Below are 24,714 nucleotides of genomic sequence, written 5' to 3'. Positions count from 1 at the left end.
GTCGGTCGGGCTGGCCGTCTTATTGGCCGTGGGGGGATTGTGGCGGCCGGACGGTGATGTGGTGACGGGGGTGGATCCTGGGCGGGTCAGTGGAGCAGACTGCCCTGTAGTTCGGCGCGCAGGTCCGGCGTGAGGACCGCACCTGCCCGGTCGACGAGCAGCGCCATCTCGTAGCCCACCAGGCCGATGTCGCACTCGGGGTGCGCGAGCACGGCCAGGGACGAGCCGTCCGAGACGGACATCAGGAAGAGAAAACCCCGCTCCATCTCGACGACCGTCTGCGCCACGTTGCCGCCCTCGAAGATCCGGGAGGCCCCGGCCGTCAGCGAGGTCAGCCCGGATGCGACGGCCGCCAGCTGATCGGCGCGGTCACGGGGGAAGCCTTCCGACATCGCCAGAAGGAGACCGTCGGCGGACACGACGACGGTGTGGGACACACCCGGGGTGTTGTCCACGAAGTTGGTGATCAACCAGTTGAGGTTCTGTGCCGCCTGGCTCATCTGGCTCAACTAACGCTCCTGCTGGTGAGTGGGGCTCGGGAAACTGCCGGTCTGACCGGTACCGGTACCGGCCTGGCGACCCTGCGCGATGCCCCGACGGAGATTGGTCAGCCGGCCGCGTACGTCGTCAGGCGCACGCGAGACCTGCGGACCGGCTTGGTGCTGTTGCTGCTGAGCCGTGCCCGGAACGAGGTTCGCCCGGGGCACCCGGCGCGGCAGGCCGGAGGTGGTGACGCCGCCCGCCGCCGGCTGCCTGACACGCTCTGCCTGCCGGACGAGATCGTCGTTCGGCGAGGTGCGCCAGGAAGAGGTGGCGGGACGCTGTGAAGCCGCAGAGTGCTGTGGTGGGGCCGCGGGAGCGGCCGGGGCCTGCGGCTGCTGCGGGGCCGGTGCGGAGCCGTTGCTCTGCTGACCGCCCTGCTGGCCGTGGAACCAGTTGGTCTCCAGCGTGTCGTACAGCGGCGTACGGCCGTCGCCCGGGCCCGGCGCCGGCGGCAGCGCCTCGGGCTCCTGGCGGACGGGCCGCTGCTGCGGACGCTGCGGAGCCGGCTGCCGCGGAGCACCGAAGTCGCCGCCCGGACGCTCGAACTGCCCGGTGGAGCCGTTGTCGTAGCCCGGTGCGGCGAACTGGCCCGTGGAGCTGCCGTCGTACGCCTGAGGGCTCGCGAACTGGCCCGTGTTGGCGGGGTTGTTCGGGTTGTTCAGGTGGTTCTGGCCGCCTCGCCCGTTCTGGCCGGACGGAGCGCCGAAGACGTCCGAGCGGACGAACTGGCCCGTGTTCTGCGAACCGTTGCTGCTCGGCTGCTGCGCCCCGAAGTCCTGGGCGGCGAACTGACCGGTGTGCTGCGGGTTGCCCGGCGCCGGAGCACCGAAGTCGGGGCGGGCGAATTCCGAGGTGGAACCGGGGCCCTGGCGGTCGTCGGACCGCGGAACCGCCGGCATCTCGGACGTCGCGTCGATGCGCGGCATCCGGGAGGTCTCGTCGTGGCCGCGCGGGGTGTCGAGCGAGGCACGCGGCACCGGCGGCTGCGCGTTCTCGTCGCTCCAGCTCGGCCGGGACTGCTGCTGGTTGCCGCCCGGCAGCTCGGCACGCGGACCGCCACGGCCCGGCAGCTGAGGCTGACGGCCACGGCGGCCGCGGCCCTGCTCGTTGCCCGCGTCGGCGTTGTTCGAGGACTGCGGCGGTACGGCGCCACGAGCGCCGCCGAAGCTGTCCTGGCCCAGGCCCGCGGCCTGCAGGCCCTGCGGCGCACCCGGCGCCTGACCGAACGCGGCGCCCGCACCCGCGGGAGCCGGACGGCCCTGCTGCGGGACTGCCGGGGACTGCGGCCCACGCGCTCCGCCGGGCGCACCCGGACGGCCGTCGCCGGCACCCGGCAGCGCGGCCCGCGGGCCCTGACCGGCACCGAGCAGACCGCCACCGGAGGCAGCACCGGCACCGAGGGCGCCACCACCGGGCGCACCGGCACCGGCCTGGCGCCGTGCGGCGGCCACACCCGCGGCGGCCTGCGCGGCGGCGGGGCCACCGGAGGAACCGGCGCCCTGACCCGGCTTGGGCTGCGGCTTCTTGCCGCCCTGGGCGACATCGACGGGCAGCATGACCAGCGCGGTCGTACCACCGGAGTCGGAGGGGCGCAGCTGGATGCGGATGCCGTGGCGCTGCGAAAGTCGGCCGACCACGAACAGACCCATACGGCGGGAGACGGAGACGTCCACGGTGGGCGGCGAGGCGAGCCGCTCGTTGATCGCCGCGAGGTCCTCGGGGGAGAGGCCGATACCGGTGTCGTGGATCTCGATCAGGACGCGGCCGTCGGGCAGCGCGTGACCGGTGACCTTGACCTTGGTCTGCGGCGAGGAGAACGAGGTCGCGTTCTCGAGCAGCTCGGCGAGGAGGTGCACGAGGTCGTTGACCACACGGCCGGCGACCTCGGTCGTCGGCACGGCGGCCAGCTCGATGCGCTCGTACTGCTCCACCTCGGAGGCGGCGGCGCGGAGCACGTCGACCAGCGGGACCGGGCGGGTCCAGCGGCGGCCGGGCTCCTCACCGGCGAGGACGAGGAGGTTCTCGCCGTTACGGCGCATACGCGTCGCGAGGTGGTCGAGCTTGAACAGCGAGGACAGCTGGTCCGGGTCGGCCTCACGGGACTCGAGCTCGGAGATCAGCGACAGCTGACGCTGGATGAGGCCCTGGGAGCGGCGCGAGAGGTTGGTGAACATCGCGTTGACGTTGCCCCGCAGCAGCGCCTGCTCGGCGGCGAGGCGGACCGCCTCGCGGTGCACGTCGTCGAAGGCCGCGGCCACCTGGCCGATCTCGTCCCGGGAGTGCACACCGACCGACTCGACGGAGGTGTCGACGTCCTGCGGGTCCGACTCGGACAGCTGCTTGACCAGCTCGGGCAGCCGGTCCTGGGCCACCTTGTTGGCGGTCTCCTGCAGCCGGCGCAGCGAGCGGATCATGGAGCGGGCGATGACGAAGGCGCCGACGAGGGAGACGCCGAGCACGAGCAGGATCAGCGCACCGGAGATGATCGCCTCACGCTCGGAGGCGGAACGCAGCTCGCGGGCCTTCTGCTCCATGTCCTCGAGCAGCGTGTGCTCGATCTTCTTCATCTGCTCGATCTTGGTCGAGCTGTCGTCCACCCAGTCCTGGTACGAGCGCTTCGGCAGGTCGTCCAGGGCGTTCTGGGAGGCGAGGGCACGGCTGGCGTACTTGTCGCTGGCCGTGATCGTCGTGTTGTTCTCCTCGATGGGCTTGAGGAGAGCGGTGGCCTTCTCGGTGCCGTAGATGCTCCGGAAGCTGCGCAGCTCCGACTTCTGGCTCTCCAGCGCCGACTGCGCGTAGAGCCGGTCGTTCTCCGACAGGTCGCCGACCGTGGTGTTGTTCGCGGGGAGCGCCGCCGCCAGGACGGCGCGCTGCATCGACGCGTACTCCTTGGCGGAGGAGAAGGAGGCCAGGGCGCGGGTGCGCTGGATCATCTCGGGGTTGCTGGTGGCCTCGGCCATGTCCTGGGAGAGGTCCAGCAGGTGCGTGACCAGACGGTGGTAGGCCTCGACGGTCTGGGTCGAGTTGTTCTTGGCCTGGTAGGCACTGGAGCGGATCTTCGACAGCTGTTCGAGGTCGCCGACCACGCCGACGAGGCTCTCGCGGACGCCCTGGAGCGAGCCGTCCTTGTTGGACGTGTCGATCTGCTCGGCGGAGTCGATGAAGTTGGTCTTGGCCCGGTCCGTCTTGTCCCGGTAGCCCTTGACCGTGTAGTCGCTCGCCTTGGAGCCGTGCGCCAGCGGACCGGAGGACAGGTCGCGCTCCTTCTGGAGCGCGTCGGCAAGCTCGGTGGCCTGCTTGGTCATGTCCGTCAGCAGCTTCATGTTGTCGAGCTGCTGGATGTCGTTCAAGTTGTCGCTGATGCGCAGGGCGCCCAGCGAGGTGGCCGCCACCACGGGAAGCGCGAGCAGCGACACCAGGCGCGTGGAGATGCGCCAGTTGCGCAGGGCCACACGGGACCCCGGACCGCTCGGACCGCTGGGCGGCTTGACCGCCGGAGCGGCGGAGCCGGGGGACCCGGGAGGTGCCGACGCGCCGGAGCGCCCGGAGCGCTCTCCGCCGTCGCCGGACGGTGCCGGGCCCGGGTTCTGGGCGTGCTGGGGGGAGGGACTGCCGGCATTGGGGCCAGTCCCGCCGTGCGGCTCCGGCTCCGCCGAAGCACTGCCATCCCTCTTGAAACGTCCCTGCACTAGCGTCGCAACCTCTGGACCAGGCGCCCCTCCGGGTGAACGGAAAGACACGGTGTCGGCGTTTTAGGTGGCGCCCTGAATGCGCCCCCTGTGGTCGTGAAGTGACCGGCGCTGGATCCCCCTTCTCGCCGCAACGCGACGCTCGTCGCGCCCCCTGTGCGCCGGCTCGATCCTGCGGCGGTCCGTGGAATTCCAGCACAGTGCCGGATCTCCAACAAGGGCCGAGCACTATGCCGTGACGCACGTGACTGCACGTGAGTGCAGGATTACCGGACGTAGAAAGTGATCTCGTCCATAACGGACTTATGTGAGCGAGTCACCCAGGTGGGAGCGGTGTCCCAGTCGCCATGATCAGGAGCGGAATGAGGGCTTCAGGTGGGCAATGTCCGTTTCGTAGTGGTCATCCACTGGCCCGAATTGACCGTTTTGCCTGTCAGGTCGTGAGCAAACTCACATGCTGATCATGGGGACTTCACGTCTTGGGAAGGGAATTGAATGTTTAGCCTGACGCTTTACAGGATGTAACACTTTGACAACCGCGCCTGCGCGAGGGGCCCGAGGCCCCGCCCCGGCGCCCGTAGACGACAAGGTCACGTACAACAGTGAAGACGACGATGATGTTCCGCAACATAGCCAACCCGCGGCGCACTACGCTGGCGCACCTCGAGGACGCAGACGCACTGCAGACGCCGCAGCAGCCGGAGCACCCCGTCGACCTCCCGCCCCAGACGGCCAACCCGCGCCGCACCATCCTGGTGGAGGCCCCCGCCACGGCCTCCGTCGCGGAGTAGTACGCACGCCGGCCGTAGATCACTCACCGCGGCCGCGCGCAGGATCAAATGCGCGAAGCGCAGCCCCCTCACCGCGTTAGCCTGGAGCGTCAGACTCCAGCCGGCTCAAGTGAGGGGCGCAGGATCCCGTGCGCATCGCCAGGTTCTCCATCGACGGGAACGTCGCCTTCGGCGCGGTCGAGGGCGACAAGCCGGACGAGCTCGTCCTCGACATCATCAAGGGCATCCCGTTCGCGGACTTCGAGCTCTCCGGTACGAAGGTGCCGGTCAGCAAGGTCAGGCTGCTCCCGCCGGTGCTCCCCAACAAGGTCGTGGCCTTCGGCCGCAACTACGCGGAGCACGCGCGCGAACTGGGCAACGAGGTGCCCGACGCCCCGTTCGCCTTCTTCAAGCCCTCCACCTCGGTGATCGGCCCCGGCGACGAGATCCAGTACCCCTCCTTCTCCGAGGAACTGCACCACGAGGCCGAACTGGCCGTCGTCATCGGCCGCATGTGCCGCGAGGTCCCGCGCGAGCGCGTGGCCGACGTGATCTTCGGCTACACCTGCGCCAACGACGTCACCGCCCGCGATGTGCAGAGGCGCGAGAAGCAGTGGGCCCGGGCCAAGGGCTTCGACAGCTCCTGCCCGCTCGGCCCCTGGGTGGAGACGGACATCGACCTCGCCACCGCGTCCGATCTGACCGTCCAGCTCACGGTCAACGGCGAACAACGCCAGCTCGGCCGCACCAGCGAGATGATCCACCCCATCGAGGACCTGATCGTCAACATCTCCGAGGCCATGACGCTGCTCCCCGGCGACGTGATCCTCACGGGCACCCCGGCAGGCGTCGGGCCGCTCACCGTCGGCGACGAGGTCGCCGTCACCATCGAAGGCATCGGCACTCTCACCAACAAGGTTGTCAAGCGTGGCTAGCGCACCCGCCTCCCCCGTACGCGTCCGTTTCTGCCCCTCGCCCACCGGTAACCCCCATGTGGGCCTGGTCCGCACCGCCCTGTTCAACTGGGCGTTCGCCCGGCACCACCAGGGCACGCTGGTCTTCCGCATCGAGGACACCGACGCCGCCCGCGACTCCGAGGAGTCGTACAACCAGCTGCTCGACTCGATGCGCTGGCTGGGCTTCGACTGGGACGAGGGCCCCGAGGTCGGCGGCCCGCACGCGCCGTACCGCCAGTCGCAGCGCATGGACCTCTACGCCGACGTGGCGCAGAAGCTCCTCGCCGCCGGGCACGCCTACCACTGCTACTGCTCGCAGCAGGAGCTGGACACCCGCCGTGAGGCAGCCCGCGCCGCCGGCAGGCCGTCCGGCTACGACGGCCACTGCCGCGACCTCACGGCCGCGCAGGTCGAGGAGTACAAGGCCCAGGGCCGTACGCCGATCGTCCGCTTCCGGATGCCCGACGAGACGATCACCTTCACGGACCTGGTCCGCGGGGAGCTGACGTTCACGCCGGAGAACGTCCCGGACTACGGCATCGTCCGCGCCAACGGCGCCCCGCTATACACGCTCGTCAACCCGGTCGACGACGCCCTGATGGAGATCACCCACGTCCTGCGCGGCGAGGACCTGCTCTCCTCCACGCCCCGCCAGATCGCCCTCTACAAGGCGCTGATCGAGCTGGGCATCGCCAAGGAGATCCCGCAGTTCGGGCACCTGCCGTACGTGATGGGCGAGGGCAACAAGAAGCTGTCCAAGCGCGATCCGCAGTCCTCGCTGAACCTCTACCGCGAGCGCGGCTTCCTCCCTGAGGGCCTGCTCAACTACCTGTCCCTGCTGGGCTGGTCGCTCTCCGCGGACCAGGACATCTTCACCATCGAGGAGATGGTGGCGGCCTTCGACATCGCGGACGTGAACCCCAACCCGGCCCGCTTCGACCTCAAGAAGTGCGAGGCGATCAACGCCGACCACATCCGCCTGCTGGATGTGAAGGACTTCACGGAGCGCTGCGCCCCCTGGCTCAGGGCCCCCTTCGCCCCCTGGGCGCCGGAGGACTTCGACGAGGCCAAGTGGCAGGCGGTCGCCCCGCACGCCCAGACCCGTCTGAAGGTCCTCTCGGAGATCACGGACAACGTCGACTTCCTGTTCCTCGCCGAGCCGGTCTTCGACGAGGCGTCCTGGACGAAGGCCATGAAGGAAGGCTCGGATGCCCTCCTGCGCACGGCCCGCGAGAAACTGGAGTCCGCCGACTGGACCTCCGCCGAGTCCCTCAAGGAGGCCGTCCTGGCCGCCGGCGAGACCCACGGCCTCAAGCTCGGCAAGGCCCAGGCCCCGGTCCGCGTCGCCGTCACCGGCCGCACGGTCGGCCTGCCCCTGTTCGAGTCCCTGGAGATCCTGGGCAAGGAGAAGACGCTTGCTCGGATCGATGCGGCGCTGGCGAAGCTGACCGCGTAGCGCACACGCGCGTGCAGGGGCGGTGGCCGTTGCGGCCGCCGCCCCTCGGCGTTGTCAGTGGGGCCCAATAGTGTTCCGGCATCGCACTCAAGATCCGGAAGGGCGCCACTCATGCCGATGTCTCCTCGTGACTACACCTGGCTGTTCACCCCGGGCAGCACGTTCGCCTACGAGTCCGGGCAGACGGGCGTCATCCACGTGGCCGACGGCGGGATGCTCGACCTGCCCACCGGACGGGTCGTCGCCTGCGACCCGTTCGTCTACCTCGGGTCCGGGGACATAGAACCGTTCACCGTCACCGTCGCCCCGGGTCGTTACCGCGTCGATGCGGCTGTCGCGACCCTGACCCGTCCCGGCGAGCCCCCGGCCGAGCGCCCCCACCGGCGGGTGGCGGCGGCCCGCCTCGTGATCCGCGACGAGCCCGCTGTGACCTGGGAGTTGGCCCTCGGTCCGGAACAGGACCTCGCCGAACTCGGGGACGACGAGTTCTACGGCTACGGCGTCGACGCCGGCACCGGCTGCTTCTACGACGCCTCGGCCGAGGAGGCCTTCCCCGGGACCGAGGAGGAAGAGGGCCCGCTGTGGGAGGCCTTCGAGAACAGCGACTGGTCGCACGGGCCCCACCTGGTCACCTCCACCTCCACCGGCCACACGCTGGCCGCGTTCACCTCCGGCTGGGGCGACGGGTTCTACCCCACCTGGATCGGCCGCACCGCCGCCGGCGAGGTCAGCTGCTACCTCACGGACTTCTTCGTCGCGCCGTCCCCCACCGACGCCCCCGTGTGACAGTCGCCGAACCACGGACACGCCCCCGACCTCCGGGTTACCGTCGGATCATGAGCATTCGCGCCGTGGTCTGGGACGTCGACGACACCCTCTTCGACTACACCAGCGCGGACCGCGAGGGCATGCGGTCCCATCTGGCCGCCGAGGGCCTGCTCACCGGGGACGAGACCCCTGAGCAGGCCCTCGCGCGCTGGCGGGAGATCACCGACCGGCAGTGGGCGCGGTTCTCGGCGGGGGAGCTGTCCTTCGAGGAGCAGCGCCGCGAGCGCATCCGGGTGTTCCTGGGCACACCCCTGGGCGCTGCCGAGGCCGACGCCTGGTTCCAGCGGTACATGACGCACTACGAGGCCGCCTGGGCTCTCTTCCCTGACGTCGTGCCGGTCCTGGACGCCCTTGCCGCCAGCCACCGGCACGCCGTGCTGTCCAACTCCAGCCTCACCGTCCAGGACCACAAGCTGCGCACCCTCGGCGTGCACGACCGCTTCGAGGTCATCCTGTGCGCCGCCGAACTCGGCGTCTCCAAGCCCGAGGCCGGTGCCTTCCTGGCAGCCTGCGAGGCCCTGGGACTCGCACCGCACCAGGTCGCGTACGTCGGCGACCACCCGGAGATCGACGGCCGCGGCGCCGCCGACGCCGGGCTGCTGTCGGTGTGGATCGACCGCAACGGCGTGCACACCAGCGGTGATGCACACACGGGCCCGCACCGGATCGCGTCCCTCGCCGAACTCCCCGCCGTCCTCGGCGCCGATACCCGTTTTGGAGCCCCGTCCACCTTCAGGTAATGTTCTTCCTGCGCCGCCGGAGAGCGGGCCGAAAGGCCGGGAACCGGAGGAGCAAACTAGAACAAGGACCCCGCAGGGGCTTGCGTTCCAGTGGCCTATGGTGTAATTGGCAGCACGACTGATTCTGGTTCAGTTAGTCTTGGTTCGAGTCCAGGTAGGCCAGCTCGCGGAGCTCATCCGTAACCGCGGATCCTTTCCGCAGGCCCCCGTTGTGTAGCGGCCTAGCACGCTGCCCTCTCAAGGCAGTAGCGCCGGTTCGAATCCGGTCGGGGGTACTGATCTCGATCAACTCGGGATCGCTAGGGCCCCCGTTGTGTAGCGGCCTAGCACGCCGCCCTCTCAAGGCGGTAGCGCCGGTTCGAATCCGGTCGGGGGTACAAACTGGTCTAAACCACATTGGTCTATGGTGTAATTGGCAGCACGACTGATTCTGGTTCAGTTAGTCTTGGTTCGAGTCCAGGTAGACCAGCTCGGATCTGCAGCGGTGCAGTACTGAACGCTTGCAAGATCCTCGCCCCCGTTGTGTAGCGGCCTAGCACGCCGCCCTCTCAAGGCGGTAGCGCCGGTTCGAATCCGGTCGGGGGTACATCATGAAGGCCCTTCGCTTCGGCGGAGGGCCTTCGCTGTGGCCGGTGCTCATTCGAGGCCGTACCGCCGCGACGACTCCTCCTCCTGGGCCAGTCGGTGCAGCGCCTGCATCGCCGGTTCGTTGAGGATCGCCCCCAGGACCGCGAACTCGGTCTGCTCCGCCTGGGACGGGTGCGTCTCCATGAGGTCCAGATCGAGGACGGCCGTCCGGTGCATCAACTCGGCGTACGGTACGAGTTGTTCCGCTCCCCAGCCGTAGCCGAGCCGGCGGAAGGCGGCCACCGCCACCACCAGCGAGCGGTACGCGGGCGAGATGGTCGCGAGCCGCTTGGCGTTCTCCCAGCCGAGCCGGTCCAGCAACGCGTCGACCTCCTGGTGCGCGGCCCGGACGTACTCGTCGTCCTCGTCCGGCTCCGGCACCTGCGGCAGCGCCCAGAGCGCCGCGCCCAGGCGGATCGTACGGGGCAGGGAGTCGTCGTCCACATGCTCCAGCACCTCCCGGACCGTCGCCACCGGCAACCGGCCGATCTGGATCATCGCGCGCACCAGCCGCAGCCGCCGCAGGTGCTCCTCGTCGTACTCGGCGGTGGTCGCGTTGATCTGCCGTCCGGGCATCAACAGCCCTTCGCGCAGGTAGTACTTGATCGTCGCGACGGACACACCGCTGTGTCTGCTCAGTTCGGCGAGCCGCATGTCTTGCGCCCCTTCTCGGATACCGGCACTATCCAAGCACCGCCAGTCGGATAGCGCTGCTCGCCAACGAGGGGAATGGCCATGGTGTCCCGTACGACGGCCGACGCGAAGGGCGATGTCGTCGTCCTGCTGATCGGAATGCGCATCAACCGCTTCTGGGCCGTCCATCTGTGGCTGCCGGTGATGCTCGGGATGTTCCGCATGCTGCGGGAGCTGGCGAAGGATCCCGCGCGGGGCCTGCTCAGCCGGGTCCTGCTGTCGGCCTCGCCCCGCACGTACTACGTCGTGCAGTACTGGGAGTCCAAGGAGAAGCTGTACGCCTACGCGACCGCGCCGGACGCCTTCCACCACACGGCGTGGGCCGCGATCAACCGCAAGGAGCGCAGCGGAAGACTGCGCGGGCAGGTGGGGATCTGGCACGAGGCGTACATCGTGCCGGAGGGGTCGTACGAGGCGATCTACGGTGACATGCCTGCCTTCGGCCTCGCGGCCGCGCACGGGCAGATCCCGCTGCAGAAGCGGGGCCGGTACGCGAAGGACCGGTTCGCCTTCCGCTCGCCGCAGGAGGCGGCGGCCGAGAAGGCCGGGTGACCAGGGGGGCAGGAGGAGCGGGGAGGGCCTGCCGCGGCGTTGAGGCCGGCTCTCCTCGCTGACGTCTCCCTACCGTCCCGAGTGTCAGCCGGTGCGGCGCAGCGCCTCGGAGAGACGGGCGGCGGCGTCGATGACCGCCTGGGCATGCATACGGCCCGGGTGGCGCGTCAGGCGCTCGATGGGGCCGGAGACGGACACGGCGGCCACGACGCGGTTGGACGGGCCGCGTACGGGCGCGGAGACGGACGCGACGCCCGGTTCCCGCTCGCCGATGGACTGGGCCCAGCCGCGGCGTCGTACCCCCGAGAGCGCGGTGGCCGTGAAGCGAGCGCCCTGCAGGCCCCGGTGCAGGCGCTCCGGCTCCTCCCACGCCATCAGGATCTGTGCCGAGGAACCGGCCTTCATCGTGAGCGTCGAGCCGACCGGGACGGTGTCCCGAAGTCCGGACAGGCGCTCCGCCGCGGCGACGCAGATGCGCATGTCGCCCTGGCGGCGGTAGAGCTGGGCGCTCTCGCCCGTGACGTCCCGCAGATGTGTGAGCACCGGGCCCGCGGTCGCGAGGAGACGGTCCTCGCCGGCGGCCGCAGCCAGCTCCGCCAGGCGCGGGCCGAGAATGAAACGGCCCTGCATGTCGCGTGCCACCATACGGTGGTGCTCCAGGGCCACGGCCAGTCTGTGGGCCGTCGGTCGTGCCAGTCCGGTGGCCGCCACCAGTCCCGCGAGGGTGGCCGGTCCGGACTCCAGGGCGCTGAGAACAAGGGCTGCCTTGTCCAGAACGCCCACGCCGCTACTGTTGTCCATGAAACGATACTCACGTCTCACTCTGTGAAACGCAAGTTCCTTTTTTCGTGAGACGCGCAACCCTTGTATGCACAGCGGCCCGCTGACCGAACGGGCCGGATGACGGACGCCCGTGAATTGGGGCCGGGTGCCGTCTCCTCAAGATCTCTAGTTGGGCCGGTGGACGTTTGCCGGCCGGAGGGAAAGCGATGGGTAGGACACTCGCGGAGAAGGTCTGGGACGACCATGTCGTCCGGCGCGCCGAGGGCGAGCCCGACCTCCTCTTCATCGATCTCCACCTCCTGCACGAGGTGACCAGCCCGCAGGCCTTCGACGGCCTGCGCCAGAACGGCCGCCCGGTGCGCCGTCTCGACCTCACCATCGCGACCGAGGACCACAACACCCCGACCCTCGACATCGACAAGCCGATCGCGGACCCGGTCTCCCGGGCCCAGCTGGAGACGCTGCGCAAGAACTGCGCCGAGTTCGGCGTCCGGCTGCACCCGCTGGGCGACGTCGAGCAGGGCGTCGTGCACGTCGTCGGCCCGCAGCTGGGTCTGACCCAGCCCGGTACGACGGTCGTGTGCGGTGACTCCCACACCTCCACGCACGGCGCCTTCGGCGCGCTGGCGTTCGGCATCGGCACCTCGCAGGTCGAGCACGTGCTGGCCACCCAGACGCTGCCGCTGGTCCGTCCGAAGACCATGGCGATCACGGTCGACGGCGAACTGCCCGAGGGTGTCACGGCCAAGGACCTGATCCTGGCGATCATCGCCAAGATCGGCACCGGCGGCGGCCAGGGCTACATCCTGGAGTACCGCGGCTCCGCCATCGAGAAGCTCTCGATGGAGGCCCGGATGACCATCTGCAACATGTCGATCGAGGCCGGCGCCCGCGCGGGCATGATCGCCCCGGACGAGACCACCTTCGAGTACCTCAAGGGCCGTCCGCACGCCCCCGAGGGCGAGGACTGGGACGCCGCCGTCGCGTACTGGAAGACGCTGAGGACGGACGAGGACGCCGAGTTCGACGCCGAGGTCGTCATCGACGCCGCCTCGCTGTCGCCGTTCGTCACCTGGGGCACCAACCCCGGCCAGGGTGCGCCGCTTTCGGCGTCCGTCCCCGACCCGGCTTCGTACGAAGACGCTTCGGAGCGCCTCGCCGCCGAAAAGGCCCTGGAATACATGGGGTTGGAGGCCGGGCAGCCGCTGCGCTCCATCAAGGTGGACACCGTCTTCGTAGGCTCCTGCACCAACGGCCGCATCGAGGACCTGCGCGCCGCGGCCGAGCTCGTCAAGGGCCGCAAAGTCGCCGAAGGCGTACGGATGCTGGTCGTCCCGGGCTCCGCGCGCGTGGGTCTGCAGGCCGTCTCCGAGGGCCTGGACGTGGTCTTCAAGGAGGCCGGCGCCGAATGGCGGCACGCGGGCTGCTCGATGTGCCTCGGCATGAACCCCGACCAGCTGGCCCCGGGTGAGCGCTCCGCGTCCACCTCCAACCGCAACTTCGAAGGCCGACAGGGCAAGGGCGGTCGTACGCACCTGGTGTCGCCGCAGGTCGCCGCCGCGACGGCGGTCCTGGGCCACCTGGCCTCCCCGGCCGACCTGTCCGACGCCGAGACCCGTACGCCCGTTGGAGTCTGAGAGTCATGGAAGCATTCACCACGCACACCGGCCGGGCCGTCCCGCTGCGCCGCTCCAACGTCGACACCGACCAGATCATCCCTGCTCACTGGCTCAAGAAGGTCACGCGGGACGGTTTCGAGGACGGGCTGTTCGAGGCCTGGCGCAAGGACGAGACCTTCATCCTCAACCGCCCCGAGCGTCAGGGCGCCACGGTCCTGGTCGCCGGCCCCGACTTCGGCACCGGCTCCTCCCGTGAGCACGCGGTCTGGGCGCTGCAGAACTACGGCTTCAAGGCCGTGATCTCCTCCCGCTTCGCCGACATCTTCCGCGGCAACTCGCTGAAGAACGGCCTGCTCACGGTCGTTCTCGAGCAGAAGATCGTGGACGCCCTGTGGGAGCTCACGGAGAAGGACCCCGAGGCCGAGATCACCGTCGACCTCGAGAACCGCGAGGTGCGCGCCGAGGGCGTCACCGCCTCCTTCGAGCTGGACGAGAACTCCCGCTGGCGGCTGCTGAACGGGCTGGACGACATCTCCATCACCCTCCAGAACGAGGCCGACATCGCCGCGTACGAGGCCAAGCGCCCGTCGTACAAGCCGCGGACGCTCAAGGTCTGATCCCGGGCCCCTGAGCAGGTCGGCTTTCAGCCACCCGAACACCCCCGTTGTACCCCCGATCAGCCCGATCGGGGGTACAGCTGTGTCCGGGCCCGAGCGGCCTCGGGCGCGCTCGGGCCTGTTCCCAACTTCCCACGTTACGACGGTTGTTGCCGGGGTAGCCGAGTTGTGAAGACGCGACTTCCGCCGAAGCCCGGAAGGCCGTTTGAGGCATCAGTTGTGACCCCCGCAGGCGACAACTCGCCCCAGATGGCACAATCTGTGCATGGAACACGACGGCCAACTCGAGCTCTATGCGGCGGTCGCGGACCAACTGAAGGAAGCGCACTCAAGGGTGCGCGCACTGCAAGTCCCGGAGGGCGTACGGATGGCGCTGACCCGGAAGCTGCTGGTCATTACGGCCGCGGCCAAGCACGATCTCGCCGACGCGGCAAGGCGTCTGGAGGCGTTCACCGTGGACCTCGACGAGGGTCGATTCCCCGAAGAGGACCGCTGAACGCGTTCGAGACAGCCGAGTTCGTTGCGGCGCACGGGTGATTAGCCCGTTTCGTGTTTGATTTGCGGTATATATCTGCCTAACGTGCGAAAAAGCTTGAACACTTTCGTTCGGGCAATGTCTCCGAAGGGGAAGACGTGAACAAGGCGCAGCTCGTAGAAGCGATTGCCGACAAGCTGGGCGGCCGACAGCAGGCCGCCGAGGCTGTCGACGCGGTCCTGGACGCCATCGTCCGCGCGACCGTCGCCGGGGACCGGGTCTCGGTCACCGGCTTCGGCTCGTTCGAGAAGGTCGACCGTCCGGCCCGCTACGCCCGCAACCCGCAGACCGGCGAGCGGGTTCGGGTCAAGAAGACCTCCGTTCCCCGCTTCCGCGCGGGCCAGGGCTTCAAGGACCTGGTGAGCGGCTCGAAGAAGCTCCCGCGCGGCGGCGAGGTCGCCGTAAAGAAGGCGCCCAAGGGCAGCCTGACCGGTGGCGCTTCGGCGACCGTGAAGAAGGCGGCCGCGAAGAAGACCACCAAGGCGGCCACCGCCAAGAAGACCACGGCGAAGAAGACGACGGCGAAGAAGACGACGCCCGCCGCGAAGAAGACGACCGCGAAGACGACGACGGCCAAGAAGACGACGGGCGCCGCCAAGACCGCCGCGGCGAAGAAGAGCACCGCCAAGACGGCGACCGCCAAGAAGGCCCCGGCGAAGAAGGCGACGGCCAAGAAGGCCCCCGCCAAGAAGTCGACGGCCCGCAAGACCACCACCGCCAAGACGGCCACGGCCCGCAAGAGGTAAGAGGTAAGGGCACAGGGGCACTCACGCGCCGGGCCGGACTCCGCATTGGAGTCCGGCCCGCGGCGTGTTTTCGGGGGCAAATGGTGTGGTCAGAGGGTCTGGAGTGTCACCAGCGTGATCCGGAGGCTGTCTTCGGCGCCCTCCGTCTCGATGCGGACCCGTTGCCCGGGGCGCAGCAGTCGCAGGCCGCCCGCGTCGAACGCCGGCGCGTCGAAGGGCACCGGGGTGCCGTCGTCGAGCAGCACGCTGCCGGTTCTTGTCTCGGCGTCGTACGTGTATGCGGTGGCTTGCATAGCGGCCAGCGTAGTGCCCCTCGGGGGTTCAGCTCGCCCAGCCCAGCCTGCGGGCAGTCGTGCCGCTAGGGGCGGCACGGGTGGGCGCAGGCGGCACCTCTCAGCGAGCGGCGCCCGACCCCCCCACCGGCACCTCAGGTCCCCGGGATCAGCAATCCCGCCGAGACCGCTGCCGTGTACCGCCCCACCCCCAGTGCCAACGCGGCGCGCAGGTCCTCGCCGGTATCCACGTCCTGGCGTACGGAATCCACCTCCCCGAGCGCGAGCTCCACGGCCCCGGAGGCCCGGTGCCGGGCGCGGGAATCCGGGCCGAATGCCGGGAGCAATTCCTGGGCGGCGGCTGCGGCCAGCAGCGTCGTGCCGATTCCGGCCGCGTCGGCGAGGAAAGCGCGGGGGAATTCCGTGGCCGCGTCCAGCACCCGGGACAATTCCAGGGGCCGCAGCGCCGGGAGATCGGCGTTCAGGGCCGCAACGGGGCTGCCTGGCCGTGCGGCGCGTACGGCGGTCACGCCGTGCGTCAGGGCCGCGTTGAGGCCGCCCCGGGGCTCGTCGGGGACGATCCTGGCGCCCAGCGCGGCGAGCTCCCGGCCGGCCAGGGCGTCGTCCGTGACGACCGCCACATCCCCGACCACCGGGCAGGACAGCGCCGCCGCGACGGTGTCCTGGGCGAAGGCGAGGGCGAGTCCGGGGCGCAGCCCGTCGGCCGCGGTGTCCGAGAGCCTGCTCTTGGCGCGCGTCAGGGGTTTCAGGGGTATGACCAAGGTCCACAGCACCGGCGTTCCGTCCCTCTCTCGTCGCGGCCCATTGTCACTCAGCCGTCACCTGGACCATCTGGCGGTCGCGTCGTCGGGGCGTACGGTGTTCTCGACAGACCGGCGGCCTGGGGCGACACTTGTGCGGCCCCCAAGGCCCTAGAGGAAGGTGTCCGCGTGCCCCGCCGCAGAATCGGCTTCTGGTACCGCTTCGCAGCGGTCCTCTGCAAACCGCCGCTGGTGGTTCTGATCAAGCGGGACTGGCGCGGAATGGAGCACATTCCGGCAGAGGGCGGATTTATCACCGCGGTGAACCACAATTCCCATGTGGACCCCTTCGCGTATGCGCACTATCAGTACAACACCGGACGGGTTCCGCGATTCCTGGCGAAGAGCGGCCTTTTCAAGAAGGGATTCGTCGGCGCCGCGATGCGCGGCACCGGGCAGATCCCCGTCTACCGCGAGACCACGGACGCGCTGAGCGCATTCCGCGCCGCGATCGACGCCGTGGAGCGCGGGGAGTGCGTCGCCTTCTACCCCGAGGGCACCATCACGCGGGATCCGAACCAGTGGCCCATGACCGGCAAGACGGGTGCCGCGCGGGTCGCCCTGACGACCAAGTGCCCGGTGATTCCGGTGGCTCAGTGGGGCGCCAACGAACTGCTGCCGCCGTACGCCAAGAAGCCGAACCTGCGGCCGCGCAAGACCCACCACGTGCTCGCGGGGCCGCCCGTCGACCTCTCGCGCTTCTACGACAAGGAGATGACCCCCGACCTCCTGAAGGAGGCGACCGAGGTCATCATGGCCGCCATCACCCGCCAGCTGGAGGAGATCCGCGGCGAGAAGGCGCCCGCGACGCCGTACGACCCGCGCCGGGAGCGGATCGAGCAGCGGCGCAGGACGCACCAGCAGAAGCTGGTCCAGGAGAAGGCCGAGCAGGAAGAGGGGCAGGGTACGTGAGCAAGCCCGTCAAGGCGGCCGTCTTCGGCACCGGTTCGTGGGGCACCGCGTTCGCCATGGTGCTCGCCGACGCGGGGTGCGAGGTCACTCTGTGGGGCCGGCGGGCCGAACTCGCGGAGGCGGTCAACTCCACCCGGACGAACCCCGACTACCTCCCCGGTGTCGAACTCCCGGACAACGTACGGGCGACGGCGGACGCCGCCGAGGCCGCCCGCGGCGCCGACTTCACCGTCCTCGCGATCCCCTCGCAGACGCTGCGCGGCAACCTCGCCGAGTGGGCGCCGCTGCTCGCGCCCGACACGACCCTCGTCTCCCTGATGAAGGGCGTCGAACTCGGTTCCGCCATGCGGATGAGCGAGGTGATCGAGGACGTCGCCAAGGTGGGCGCCGACCGGATCGCCGTCGTCACCGGGCCCAACCTCGCGCGGGAGATCGCCGCCCGGATGCCGGCCGCCGCCGTCGTCGCCTGCACCGACGAGGCGGTCGCCCAGCGACTCCAGGCCGCCTGCCACACGCCGTACTTCCGGCCGTACACCAACACGGACGTGGTCGGCTGCGAACTCGGCGGTGCCGTCAAGAACGTGATCGGCCTCGCCGTCGGCATCGCGGACGGCATGGGCCTCGGCGACAACGCCAAGGGCTCGCTCATCACCCGCGGCCTCGCCGAGACCACCCGGCTCGGCGTGGCGCTGGGCGCCGACCCGCTGACCTTCTCCGGACTCGCGGGCCTGGGCGACCTGGTGGCGACCTGCTCCTCGCCGCTGTCGCGCAACCACACCTTCGGCACCAACCTCGGCAAGGGCATGACCCTGCAGGAGACCATCGCGGTCACCAAGCAGACCGCCGAGGGCGTCAAGTCCTGTGAGTCCGTGGCGGATCTGGCCCGCCGGCACGGCGTGGAGATGCCCATCACCGAGACCGTCGTGGACATCGTGCACGAGGGCAAGCCCCCGGTGGTCGCCCTCAAGGAGCTGATGTCGCGCAGCGCGAAGCCCGAGCGACGCTGAGCGAACCTGCTGAGTCGACGCTGTATCGGGGCTCTACCAACGGGTACGCTCAACGCGATATGAGCACCGAGAACCTCCCCCAGAGCCCTGAGCAGCCGCCTCGCAAGCCGCGCGTGGCCGTCGTGTTCGGCGGGCGCAGCTCCGAACACGGGATCTCCGTGGTCACCGCCGGCGCCGTCCTCAAGGCCATCGACCGGACCAAGTACGACGTCCTGCCGATCGGCATCACCCGGGACGGCCGCTGGGCCCTCACCGCCGACGAGCCCGAACGCATGGCGATCACCGACCGCCGTACGCCCGAGGTGGAGGACGTCGCCGAGTCGGGCGAGGGCGGTGTGGTGCTTCCCCTCGACCCCGGCAACCGCGAAGTCGTCGTCAGCGAGCCCGGATCGGTGCCCAAGGCGCTCGGCGAGGTCGACGTCGTCTTCCCCGTCCTGCACGGCCCGTACGGCGAGGACGGCACCCTGCAGGGTCTGCTGGAGCTCTCCGGCGTCCCGTACGTGGGTTCGGGCGTGCTCGCCTCGGCCGTCGGCCAGGACAAGGAGTACATGAAGCGGGTGTTCACCTCCTTCGGGCTCAAGGTCGGCCCGTACGTGGTGATCCGGCCGCGTGAGTGGGAGCAGGACGAGTCGGCCGCCCGCAAGAAGATCGTCGACTTCGCCGGCGAGCACGGCTGGCCGCTCTTCGTGAAGCCCGCGCGTGCGGGCTCTTCGATCGGCATCACCAAGGTCGACGACATCGCCGGCCTCGGTGACGCGATCGCGGAGGCCCAGCGGCACGACCCGAAGATCCTCGTGGAGGCGGCGCTGCGCGGCCGTGAGATCGAGTGCGGGGTGCTGGAGTTCGCGGACGGTCCGCGGGCGAGCGTGCCCTCCGAGATCCCCCCGCCGGACGCGCACGCCTACTACGACTTCGAGGCGAAGTACATCGACTCGACCCCGGGGATCGTGCCGGCACCGCTGACGCCCGAGCAGACCGCCGAGGTGCAACGGCTCGCGGTGGACGCCTTCGAGGCCGCGTCCTGCGAGGGCCTGGTGCGCGCGGACTTCTTCCTCACCGAGGACGGCGAGTTCGTGATCAACGAGATCAACACCATGCCCGGCATGACCCCGATCTCGATGTACCCCCAGATGTGGCAGGCCAGCGGCATCAGCTACCCCGAGCTGGTGGACAAGCTCATCCAGGCGGCCCTGCGCAGGTCAACCGGGCTGAGGTGAAGCGCCCCGCAAGGGGCGCGGGGCTGTACCTGATATGCGGCTCCGCCGCGTGGGCGCGAGCAACCCCACACGACTCGCAGTCGACGTATGACCTTTCCGCCGACGGCGATCAGTCGGCAATACCCTCCGGCACCGCCTTCTTGATGGCAGGCGCCAGATCAACCAACGGCGCCATGCCATCACCGGTGCGCTTCGCAGGGATGCGCACCTCGACATAGGCCTTGCGCAGGCTGGTGGTGAAGCGGAACGACCCGTCGTTCTGCTTCTGCAGCAGCCAGCCCACCCCATTGACCTCGACCCCGTCGGCCTCGGGATCACTCATCTCCGCGGGCCGCGGAACACCACAGCGCAGTATGATCGCCGGGTTCCCCCAGCCCGCGGTCAGCGCGGACGCGGGCTCCGGATCCCGGCGACTCAGACCGTCGACCTTGGCCGGCAGTACCTTGTCCAGGCTCCGGCACAAAGCAGCGACCTTCGCCCCCGGCGAGGGAACCGCCGCCGACGCGCTGTCGTCTGCTGATGAGCAGCCCGCGGCGGCGATCAGCAGGACGAGTACGGGCAGCCCGGCAGGAACAGGGCGCCGGCGACTGAAAGACTTCACCGGCCAAGGGTAGACGGGGGCTACAGATGGACGACCGGGCAGGTCAGGGTGCGGGTGATGCCGTCCACTTGCTGGACCTTCGCGACCACCATGCGGCCGAGGTCGTCCACGGTGTCGGCCTGGGCCCGCACGATCACGTCATAAGGTCCTGTCACGTCCTCGGCCTGGATGACTCCAGGGATCTTGCTGATCGTCTCGGCGACGGTCGACGCCTTGCCGACCTCCGTCTGGATCAGGATGTACGCCTGTACCACGGAACCTCCAGGGCGGCCACGAGGATCATGTGGGGAAAAGGAACGCCACGGTATCGCGTCGCCGCTCGCCGCGGGGAGACCTGCGGAGGCCGGGGCTTGCGCGCCGGGGTGCAGGCACGGCAAAGGTTGACGGTCACCTCGACCGTATCGAGGACACTGATGACGCGCGACCGGGCACGGCCAGGGACAGAAGGGGAGCAAGGGCAATGAAGGGCACTGTTGGTGAGCTCGGGGAGTTCGGGCTCATCAGGGAGCTCACCTCCCGTCTCACCACCACCCCGGCGGTCCGGGTCGGCCCCGGCGACGACGCCGCGGTGGTGGCCGCACCCGACCGCCGGGTCGTGGCCAGCACCGACATCCTCCTGGAGGGACGGCACTTCCGCCGCGACTGGTCCACCGCCTACGACGTAGGACGTAAGGCCGCTGCGCAGAACCTCGCGGACATCGCCGCGATGGGTGCCGTACCGACCGCACTGCTGCTCGGCCTGGTGGTGCCGGCCGAACTCCCGGTGACCTGGCCGAGCGAGCTGATGGACGGCATCCGTGACGAGTGCCAGGTCGCGGGTGCGTCCGTGGTCGGCGGGGATGTCGTACGGGGTGACACGATCGTGGTGTCGATCACCGCGCTCGGCGATCTGCGCAACCAGGAGCCGATCACCCGGGGCGGCGCCCAGCCCGGCGACCTGGTCGCGGTGACCGGCTGGCTCGGCTGGTCCGCCGCCGGTTACGCGGTGCTCTCGCGGGGCTTCCGCTCGCCGCGCGCGTTCGTGGAGGCGCACCGGCGCCCCGAACCGCCGTACCACGCGGGTCCGGCGGCCGCGGGGCTCGGCGCGACCGCGATGTGCGACGTCAGCGACGGGCTCATCGCCGACCTGGGGCACATCGCCGAGGCCAGCAAGGTCCGTATCGACATCCGTTCGGGCGCGATCGACATCCCCTCCCAGATGAACGACATCGGGCAGGCCGTCGGTGTCGACCCCATGCAGTGGGTGCTGACCGGGGGAGAGGACCACGCGATCGTGGCGACCTTCCCGCCGGACGTGAAGCTGCCGGCCCGCTGGAAGGTGATCGGCGAGGTGCTCAACCCGTCGGCACTGCCCCAGGTGACCGTGGACGGGGCGCCGTGGACCAGCAAGGGCGGCTGGGACCACTTCGGGGACATCGAGTCATGAGCACCCCGCCCAGGGTGCTGACGGTCGCGGGCTCCGATTCCGGTGGAGGGGCCGGGATCCAGGCCGACTTGAAGACGATGCTCGCGCTCGGCGTGCACGGCATGAGTGTCGTCACGGCGGTCACCGCCCAGAACTCCCTCGGTGTGCAGGGGGCTTGGGAGCTGCCGGTGGAGGCCGTGCGGGCCCAGTACCGGAGCGTGGTCGACGACATCGGCGTACAGGCGGTCAAGACCGGAATGCTGGCCTCGGCGGAACTCGTCGAGGCGGTGGCCGAGTTGATCGCCGCGACCGGCGCCCCCGCGGTCGTCGACCCGGTCGGCATCTCCAAGCACGGGGACTCGCTGCTGGCGGCCTCCGCGCTGGAGTCCGTACGGACGAAGCTGCTGCCCGCGGCGACCGTCGCGACGCCGAACCTCGACGAGGTGGCGCAACTCGCCGGGGTGCAGGTCGGGTCGGAGTCGGATCTGCGCGAGGCGGCTGCGGCCGTGCTGTCGTACGGGCCGCGCTGGGTGCTCATCAAGGGCGGTCATCTGCCGGGTGACGCCGTCGATCTGCTCACCGACGGCTACGAAGAGCACTGGCTGCGCGCTCCCCGGCACGACAACCGGCACACGCACGGCACGGGCTGCACCCTCGCGTCGGCGATCGCGTCGCAGCTCGCGAAGGGGCAGTCCGTGCCCCAGGCGGTGGCGGCGGCCAAGGAGTACGTCACCGGGGCGATCGCGGCAGGGTTCGCACTCGGCGGCGGGATCGGGCCCGTGGACCACGGGTGGGCCCTCGGAACGGGTGCTCCCTCGGCTTGATGCCGGTCGCCGCCCTTCCGGCTTGTCAGGTACAGCAAAAAGCCGGCCCACCGAGGTGGACCGGCTCAGTGCAGCGAACCAGCAGTGGCCGCGCGCTTAGCTGTGCGTCAGCGCGAGACCTTGCCGGCCTTGATGCACGAGGTGCAAGCGTTCACGCGCTTCGGCGTCCCGCCGACCACGGTACGGACGCGCTGGATGTTCGGGTTCCAGCGACGGGACGTACGGCGGTGCGAGTGCGAGATGTTGTTGCCGAAGCCCGGCCCCTTGCCGCAGACGTCGCAGTTGGCAGCCACGGGTCACTCCAAAGACTTCAGATGCACTTACGGTTGAGTCCCGGCATGCCGGGATCGAGATCGCAGGATCAGAGATCTGAGTGGCGGTGCCAGGGGAGAGCCCGATGTGGATCGGGCAACCGGAGCAGCATACAACGACTGCGCCAGTACAACGAAACTACCATGGCTGATCAGGGCCCCGCTCCCGGCCCTCTACCGGTGGTCACCCGCTCTGGGTCTACGCTGCGTCCAGTCCGGATCCTGAGGAGGCGCAGGTGGCGCAGGTGCCGCAGACATTCTTCGATGCTCTCGCGGTGCGCACCTGGTGCGGCCTCGCGCTGGAGGCGCTCGGCCGTGCGCGCGAGGAGATCGACGCGATCAACGTCTACCCCGTGGCCGACGGGGACACCGGCACCAACCTCTATCTGACCGTGGAGTCCGCCGTCGGGGCGGTGGAGGCGGTCTTCGCCGGGCACGAGGTGGGCGCCGGGGCCGCCGGGAAGCCTTCGCTGGCCGACGCCGCGCGCGCGATGGCGCACGGGGCGCTGATAGGCGCCCAGGGGAACTCCGGGACGATCCTCGCGCAGCTGCTGCGCGGCATGGCGCAGGTGCTGGCCGCCGAGGGTGGGACACCTCACACCGACGGCTCCGGCCTCCGGCTCGCGCTGCGGCACGCGGCCGACTCCGCCCGCCGGGCCGTCGCGCACCCCGTCGAGGGCACGGTCCTGTCGGTGGCCTCCGCGGCCGCCGACGCGGCCATGGGAGCCGAGGGCGACTGCGGGGCGGTCGCGCGGGCCGCCTACGAGGGGGCACGCGCGGCGCTGGCCGCGACCCCCGGGCAGCTGGCCGTCCTGGGCCGCGCCGGCGTGGTCGACGCCGGCGGACGCGGACTGGTGGCGGTGCTCGCGGCGCTGGTGGAGACGTTCACGGGGGAGGCGCCGGCCGTTGCGCTGATCGGGGGGCACGCGCGTGTGCAGACTGATACGGCCGTGGTGGAGACCCTCGTGACCGAGGACTGCGTCCCCCTGGTGGAGGAGGGCGGACCCGCATTCGAGGTGATCTATCTCCTGGAGGCCGAGGACGCGGCCGTGGACCGGCTGCGGGCGCGGCTCGACGCCCTCGGGGACTCGCTGGTCGTGGTCGGCGGTGACGGGCTGTGGAACGTGCACGTACACGTGGACGACGCGGGCGCCGCCGTGGAGGCGGGGGTCGAGGCGGGGCGGCCGTACCGGATCCGGATCACCCACTTCGGCGCCGGCGACGTGCACACCACCGGTGGGCGGCGGCCGCCCAGGGAGCAGGTGCAGCGGGCGGTCGTGGCCGTCGTGCCGGGCGAGGGTCTGGCCGGCCTGTACAGCGAGGCGGGTGCGACCACCGTGCTCGCGCGCCCCGGGGAGCCGCCCGCGAGCGGTGAGCTCGTCGACGCCGTGCGGCGCGCCCATGCGCGCGAGGTGGTACTGCTGCCCAACGACGCCGACCTGCGCCACACCGCCGCCGCGGCGGCCGAGCAGGCCCGGACCGAGGGCATCCGGGTCGCCCTGATCCCGACCCGCTCCGCGGTCCAGGGGATCGCCGCGCTCGCCGTGCACGAGCCGGAGCGCCGCTTCGACGAGGACGTCGTGTCGATGACCTCGGCGGCCGGCGCGACCCGCTACGCCGAGGTCGCCGTCGCCGAGCGCCAGTCCTGGACCATGGCCGGAATCTGCCAGGCCGGGGACGTCCTCGGCCTCATCGACGGCGACGTGGCCGTGATCGGCTCCGACGTCATCCTCACCGCCGAAACCGTCCTCGACCGCATGCTCCAGGCCGGCGGCGAACTGGTCACCCTGGTCCTGGGCGACGAGGCCCCCGACTCCGTCGCGGAACGCCTGGAGACCCGCGTCCGCGAGTCGTATCTCGCCGTGGACACGGTGGTGTACCACGGCGGCCGTCAGGGAGCCCTCCTCCTGATCGGCGTCGAATAGCCCCACCGGGACCCGCCGCTCCTGACATCAGCAGTCCCGACGGCCCGTCCGCTCCTGCCCTGGGCCGACCGCGAAGACGTCGGGCGGGCGGGGGCGCCTGGTCTCAGCGGCTGGGAGACCCTTTCGTCTGTGGCCGTACGGCTCGTGGCTACAGCGGGCCCCGCGACTCCTGGCCTCAGCCGGTCGCGGGACTGGCTGACCGCTACCAGCGCCGGAGCCCTTGCCCCTGCGACCGTCCGCTCCGGCCTTGGCCGGCTGCGAGTCC

25 protein-coding genes and 5 tRNA genes are annotated in these 24,714 nt (G+C 70.2%); 21 read left to right on the top strand and 9 right to left on the bottom strand.

Annotated features, from left to right (window positions below):
- Positions 1-86: 86 nt before the first annotated feature.
- Both ACFY1E_RS23520 and ACFY1E_RS23515 read right to left on the bottom strand, forming a co-directional pair.
- The gene (locus ACFY1E_RS23520) at positions 87-500 is read right to left on the bottom strand and encodes a roadblock/LC7 domain-containing protein (RefSeq protein ID WP_003973453.1); all 414 of its coding nucleotides are present in this window, start codon (positions 498-500) and stop codon (positions 87-89) included.
- Between the two features lie 9 nt (positions 501-509).
- Positions 510-4,232 (bottom strand): nitrate- and nitrite sensing domain-containing protein, encoded by a 3,723-nt coding sequence (locus tag ACFY1E_RS23515; RefSeq protein ID WP_389079050.1) that lies wholly within the window; start codon positions 4,230-4,232, stop codon positions 510-512.
- 602 nt (positions 4,233-4,834) lie between these two features.
- On the opposite strand from ACFY1E_RS23515, the gene ACFY1E_RS23510 reads away from it, so the two are divergent.
- The 10 genes from ACFY1E_RS23510 to ACFY1E_RS23465 all read left to right on the top strand — a co-directional run bounded on the left by ACFY1E_RS23510 (position 4,835) and on the right by ACFY1E_RS23465 (position 9,568).
- On the top strand, positions 4,835-5,023 hold the full coding sequence (locus tag ACFY1E_RS23510; protein ID WP_389079047.1) for a hypothetical protein: 189 nt from the start codon (positions 4,835-4,837) through the stop codon (positions 5,021-5,023).
- 128 nt (positions 5,024-5,151) lie between these two features.
- Positions 5,152-5,937 (top strand): fumarylacetoacetate hydrolase family protein, encoded by a 786-nt coding sequence (locus tag ACFY1E_RS23505; protein ID WP_389079046.1) that lies wholly within the window; start codon positions 5,152-5,154, stop codon positions 5,935-5,937.
- Positions 5,930-7,414: a glutamate--tRNA ligase gene (gene gltX / locus ACFY1E_RS23500; RefSeq protein WP_389079043.1), complete on the top strand. Its 1,485-nt coding sequence runs from the start codon at positions 5,930-5,932 to the stop codon at positions 7,412-7,414. The genes ACFY1E_RS23505 and gltX overlap by 8 nt, the downstream gene beginning before the upstream one ends.
- A 111-nt stretch (positions 7,415-7,525) precedes the next feature.
- Positions 7,526-8,200, top strand: a complete 675-nt coding sequence (locus tag ACFY1E_RS23495; RefSeq protein ID WP_389079041.1) for a DUF4241 domain-containing protein — start codon at positions 7,526-7,528, stop codon at positions 8,198-8,200.
- A 50-nt stretch (positions 8,201-8,250) separates the two neighbouring features.
- A complete protein-coding gene (locus ACFY1E_RS23490; RefSeq protein ID WP_389079038.1) occupies positions 8,251-8,982 on the top strand; it encodes an HAD family hydrolase in 732 nt (243 codons plus the stop codon).
- Positions 8,983-9,073: 91 nt separating this feature from the next.
- Positions 9,074-9,145: transfer RNA gene (locus ACFY1E_RS23485), tRNA-Gln, on the top strand.
- A gap of 39 nt (positions 9,146-9,184) precedes the next feature.
- Positions 9,185-9,257, top strand: a tRNA-Glu gene (locus ACFY1E_RS23480).
- Positions 9,258-9,286: 29 nt separating this feature from the next.
- A tRNA-Glu gene (locus ACFY1E_RS23475) sits at positions 9,287-9,359 on the top strand.
- Positions 9,360-9,379: 20 nt separating this feature from the next.
- A tRNA-Gln gene (locus ACFY1E_RS23470) sits at positions 9,380-9,451 on the top strand.
- 44 nt (positions 9,452-9,495) lie between these two features.
- Positions 9,496-9,568 (top strand) — tRNA-Glu (locus ACFY1E_RS23465).
- Between the two features lie 50 nt (positions 9,569-9,618).
- Here ACFY1E_RS23465 and ACFY1E_RS23460 read toward each other — a convergent pair.
- Positions 9,619-10,263 carry a MerR family transcriptional regulator gene (locus tag ACFY1E_RS23460; RefSeq protein WP_389079036.1) on the bottom strand — a complete coding sequence of 215 codons (645 nt, stop codon included), beginning with the start codon at positions 10,261-10,263 and terminating at the stop codon, positions 9,619-9,621.
- Between the two features lie 81 nt (positions 10,264-10,344).
- Between ACFY1E_RS23460 and ACFY1E_RS23455 the strand changes: the two genes are divergently transcribed.
- Entirely contained in the window at positions 10,345-10,854 is a 510-nt protein-coding gene (locus ACFY1E_RS23455; protein WP_389079033.1) for a DUF4188 domain-containing protein, read from the top strand.
- Between the two features lie 84 nt (positions 10,855-10,938).
- Here the strand turns inward: ACFY1E_RS23455 and ndgR are convergent, their stop codons facing one another.
- Positions 10,939-11,655, bottom strand: a complete 717-nt coding sequence (gene ndgR / locus ACFY1E_RS23450; protein ID WP_015036427.1) for an IclR family transcriptional regulator NdgR — start codon at positions 11,653-11,655, stop codon at positions 10,939-10,941.
- 188 nt (positions 11,656-11,843) lie between these two features.
- Here ndgR and leuC point away from each other — a divergent pair, with 188 nt between their 5' ends.
- The 4 genes from leuC to ACFY1E_RS23430 all read left to right on the top strand — a co-directional run bounded on the left by leuC (position 11,844) and on the right by ACFY1E_RS23430 (position 15,154).
- Complete coding sequence (leuC, locus tag ACFY1E_RS23445; RefSeq protein ID WP_389079032.1) at positions 11,844-13,274, top strand: 3-isopropylmalate dehydratase large subunit; 1,431 nt, start codon at positions 11,844-11,846, stop codon at positions 13,272-13,274.
- A gap of 5 nt (positions 13,275-13,279) precedes the next feature.
- Positions 13,280-13,873: a 3-isopropylmalate dehydratase small subunit gene (gene leuD, locus ACFY1E_RS23440; RefSeq protein WP_389079029.1), complete on the top strand. Its 594-nt coding sequence runs from the start codon at positions 13,280-13,282 to the stop codon at positions 13,871-13,873.
- Between the two features lie 265 nt (positions 13,874-14,138).
- Positions 14,139-14,369, top strand: a complete 231-nt coding sequence (locus ACFY1E_RS23435) for a hypothetical protein (protein ID WP_030943037.1) — start codon at positions 14,139-14,141, stop codon at positions 14,367-14,369.
- Between the two features lie 137 nt (positions 14,370-14,506).
- On the top strand, positions 14,507-15,154 hold the full coding sequence (locus ACFY1E_RS23430) for an HU family DNA-binding protein (RefSeq protein WP_389079026.1): 648 nt from the start codon (positions 14,507-14,509) through the stop codon (positions 15,152-15,154).
- 89 nt (positions 15,155-15,243) lie between these two features.
- On the opposite strand, the gene ACFY1E_RS23425 is transcribed toward ACFY1E_RS23430, so the two are convergent.
- Together ACFY1E_RS23425 and cofC are read right to left on the bottom strand one after the other, a co-directional pair.
- A complete protein-coding gene (locus ACFY1E_RS23425) occupies positions 15,244-15,447 on the bottom strand; it encodes a hypothetical protein (protein ID WP_389079024.1) in 204 nt (67 codons plus the stop codon).
- Positions 15,448-15,581: 134 nt separating this feature from the next.
- On the bottom strand, positions 15,582-16,220 hold the full coding sequence (cofC, locus tag ACFY1E_RS23420; RefSeq protein ID WP_389079022.1) for a 2-phospho-L-lactate guanylyltransferase: 639 nt from the start codon (positions 16,218-16,220) through the stop codon (positions 15,582-15,584).
- Between the two features lie 156 nt (positions 16,221-16,376).
- Between cofC and ACFY1E_RS23415 the strand changes: the two genes are divergently transcribed.
- The 3 genes from ACFY1E_RS23415 to ACFY1E_RS23405 are packed head-to-tail and all read left to right on the top strand — an operon-like array spanning position 16,377 to position 19,383.
- Positions 16,377-17,159, top strand: a complete 783-nt coding sequence (locus ACFY1E_RS23415; RefSeq protein WP_389079021.1) for a lysophospholipid acyltransferase family protein — start codon at positions 16,377-16,379, stop codon at positions 17,157-17,159.
- A complete protein-coding gene (locus ACFY1E_RS23410; RefSeq protein WP_389079018.1) occupies positions 17,156-18,166 on the top strand; it encodes an NAD(P)H-dependent glycerol-3-phosphate dehydrogenase in 1,011 nt (336 codons plus the stop codon). Before ACFY1E_RS23415 ends, ACFY1E_RS23410 begins: the two co-directional genes overlap by 4 nt.
- A 59-nt stretch (positions 18,167-18,225) precedes the next feature.
- Positions 18,226-19,383, top strand: a complete 1,158-nt coding sequence (locus ACFY1E_RS23405; RefSeq protein ID WP_389079016.1) for a D-alanine--D-alanine ligase family protein — start codon at positions 18,226-18,228, stop codon at positions 19,381-19,383.
- 109 nt (positions 19,384-19,492) lie between these two features.
- Here ACFY1E_RS23405 and ACFY1E_RS23400 read toward each other — a convergent pair whose 3' ends face one another.
- Both ACFY1E_RS23400 and ACFY1E_RS23395 read right to left on the bottom strand, forming a co-directional pair.
- On the bottom strand, positions 19,493-19,984 hold the full coding sequence (locus ACFY1E_RS23400; protein WP_389079013.1) for a DUF3515 domain-containing protein: 492 nt from the start codon (positions 19,982-19,984) through the stop codon (positions 19,493-19,495).
- A gap of 20 nt (positions 19,985-20,004) precedes the next feature.
- On the bottom strand, positions 20,005-20,238 hold the full coding sequence (locus ACFY1E_RS23395; protein ID WP_003997603.1) for an Lrp/AsnC family transcriptional regulator: 234 nt from the start codon (positions 20,236-20,238) through the stop codon (positions 20,005-20,007).
- Between the two features lie 206 nt (positions 20,239-20,444).
- Here ACFY1E_RS23395 and ACFY1E_RS23390 point away from each other — a divergent pair, with 206 nt between their 5' ends.
- The gene (locus tag ACFY1E_RS23390) at positions 20,445-21,410 is read left to right on the top strand and encodes a thiamine-phosphate kinase (RefSeq protein ID WP_030943058.1); all 966 of its coding nucleotides are present in this window, start codon (positions 20,445-20,447) and stop codon (positions 21,408-21,410) included.
- Positions 21,407-22,213, top strand: a complete 807-nt coding sequence (gene thiD / locus ACFY1E_RS23385) for a bifunctional hydroxymethylpyrimidine kinase/phosphomethylpyrimidine kinase (RefSeq protein ID WP_389079012.1) — start codon at positions 21,407-21,409, stop codon at positions 22,211-22,213. The genes ACFY1E_RS23390 and thiD overlap by 4 nt, the downstream gene beginning before the upstream one ends.
- Positions 22,214-22,320: 107 nt before the next feature.
- On the opposite strand, the gene rpmB is transcribed toward thiD, so the two are convergent.
- Complete coding sequence (gene rpmB, locus ACFY1E_RS23380) at positions 22,321-22,506, bottom strand: 50S ribosomal protein L28 (RefSeq protein WP_003993230.1); 186 nt, start codon at positions 22,504-22,506, stop codon at positions 22,321-22,323.
- A gap of 254 nt (positions 22,507-22,760) precedes the next feature.
- Here rpmB and ACFY1E_RS23375 point away from each other — a divergent pair, with 254 nt between their 5' ends.
- Positions 22,761-24,449 carry a DAK2 domain-containing protein gene (locus ACFY1E_RS23375; RefSeq protein ID WP_389079009.1) on the top strand — a complete coding sequence of 563 codons (1,689 nt, stop codon included), beginning with the start codon at positions 22,761-22,763 and terminating at the stop codon, positions 24,447-24,449.
- Positions 24,450-24,714: the final 265 nt, after the last annotated feature.

It is taken from the genome of Streptomyces sp. NPDC001604 (assembly GCF_042893475.1).
Classification (GTDB): Bacteria; Actinomycetota; Actinomycetes; order Streptomycetales; family Streptomycetaceae; genus Streptomyces.
Note: the sequence above shows the minus strand (reverse complement) of the source record. Positions and strands in the feature narration are given on the sequence as shown.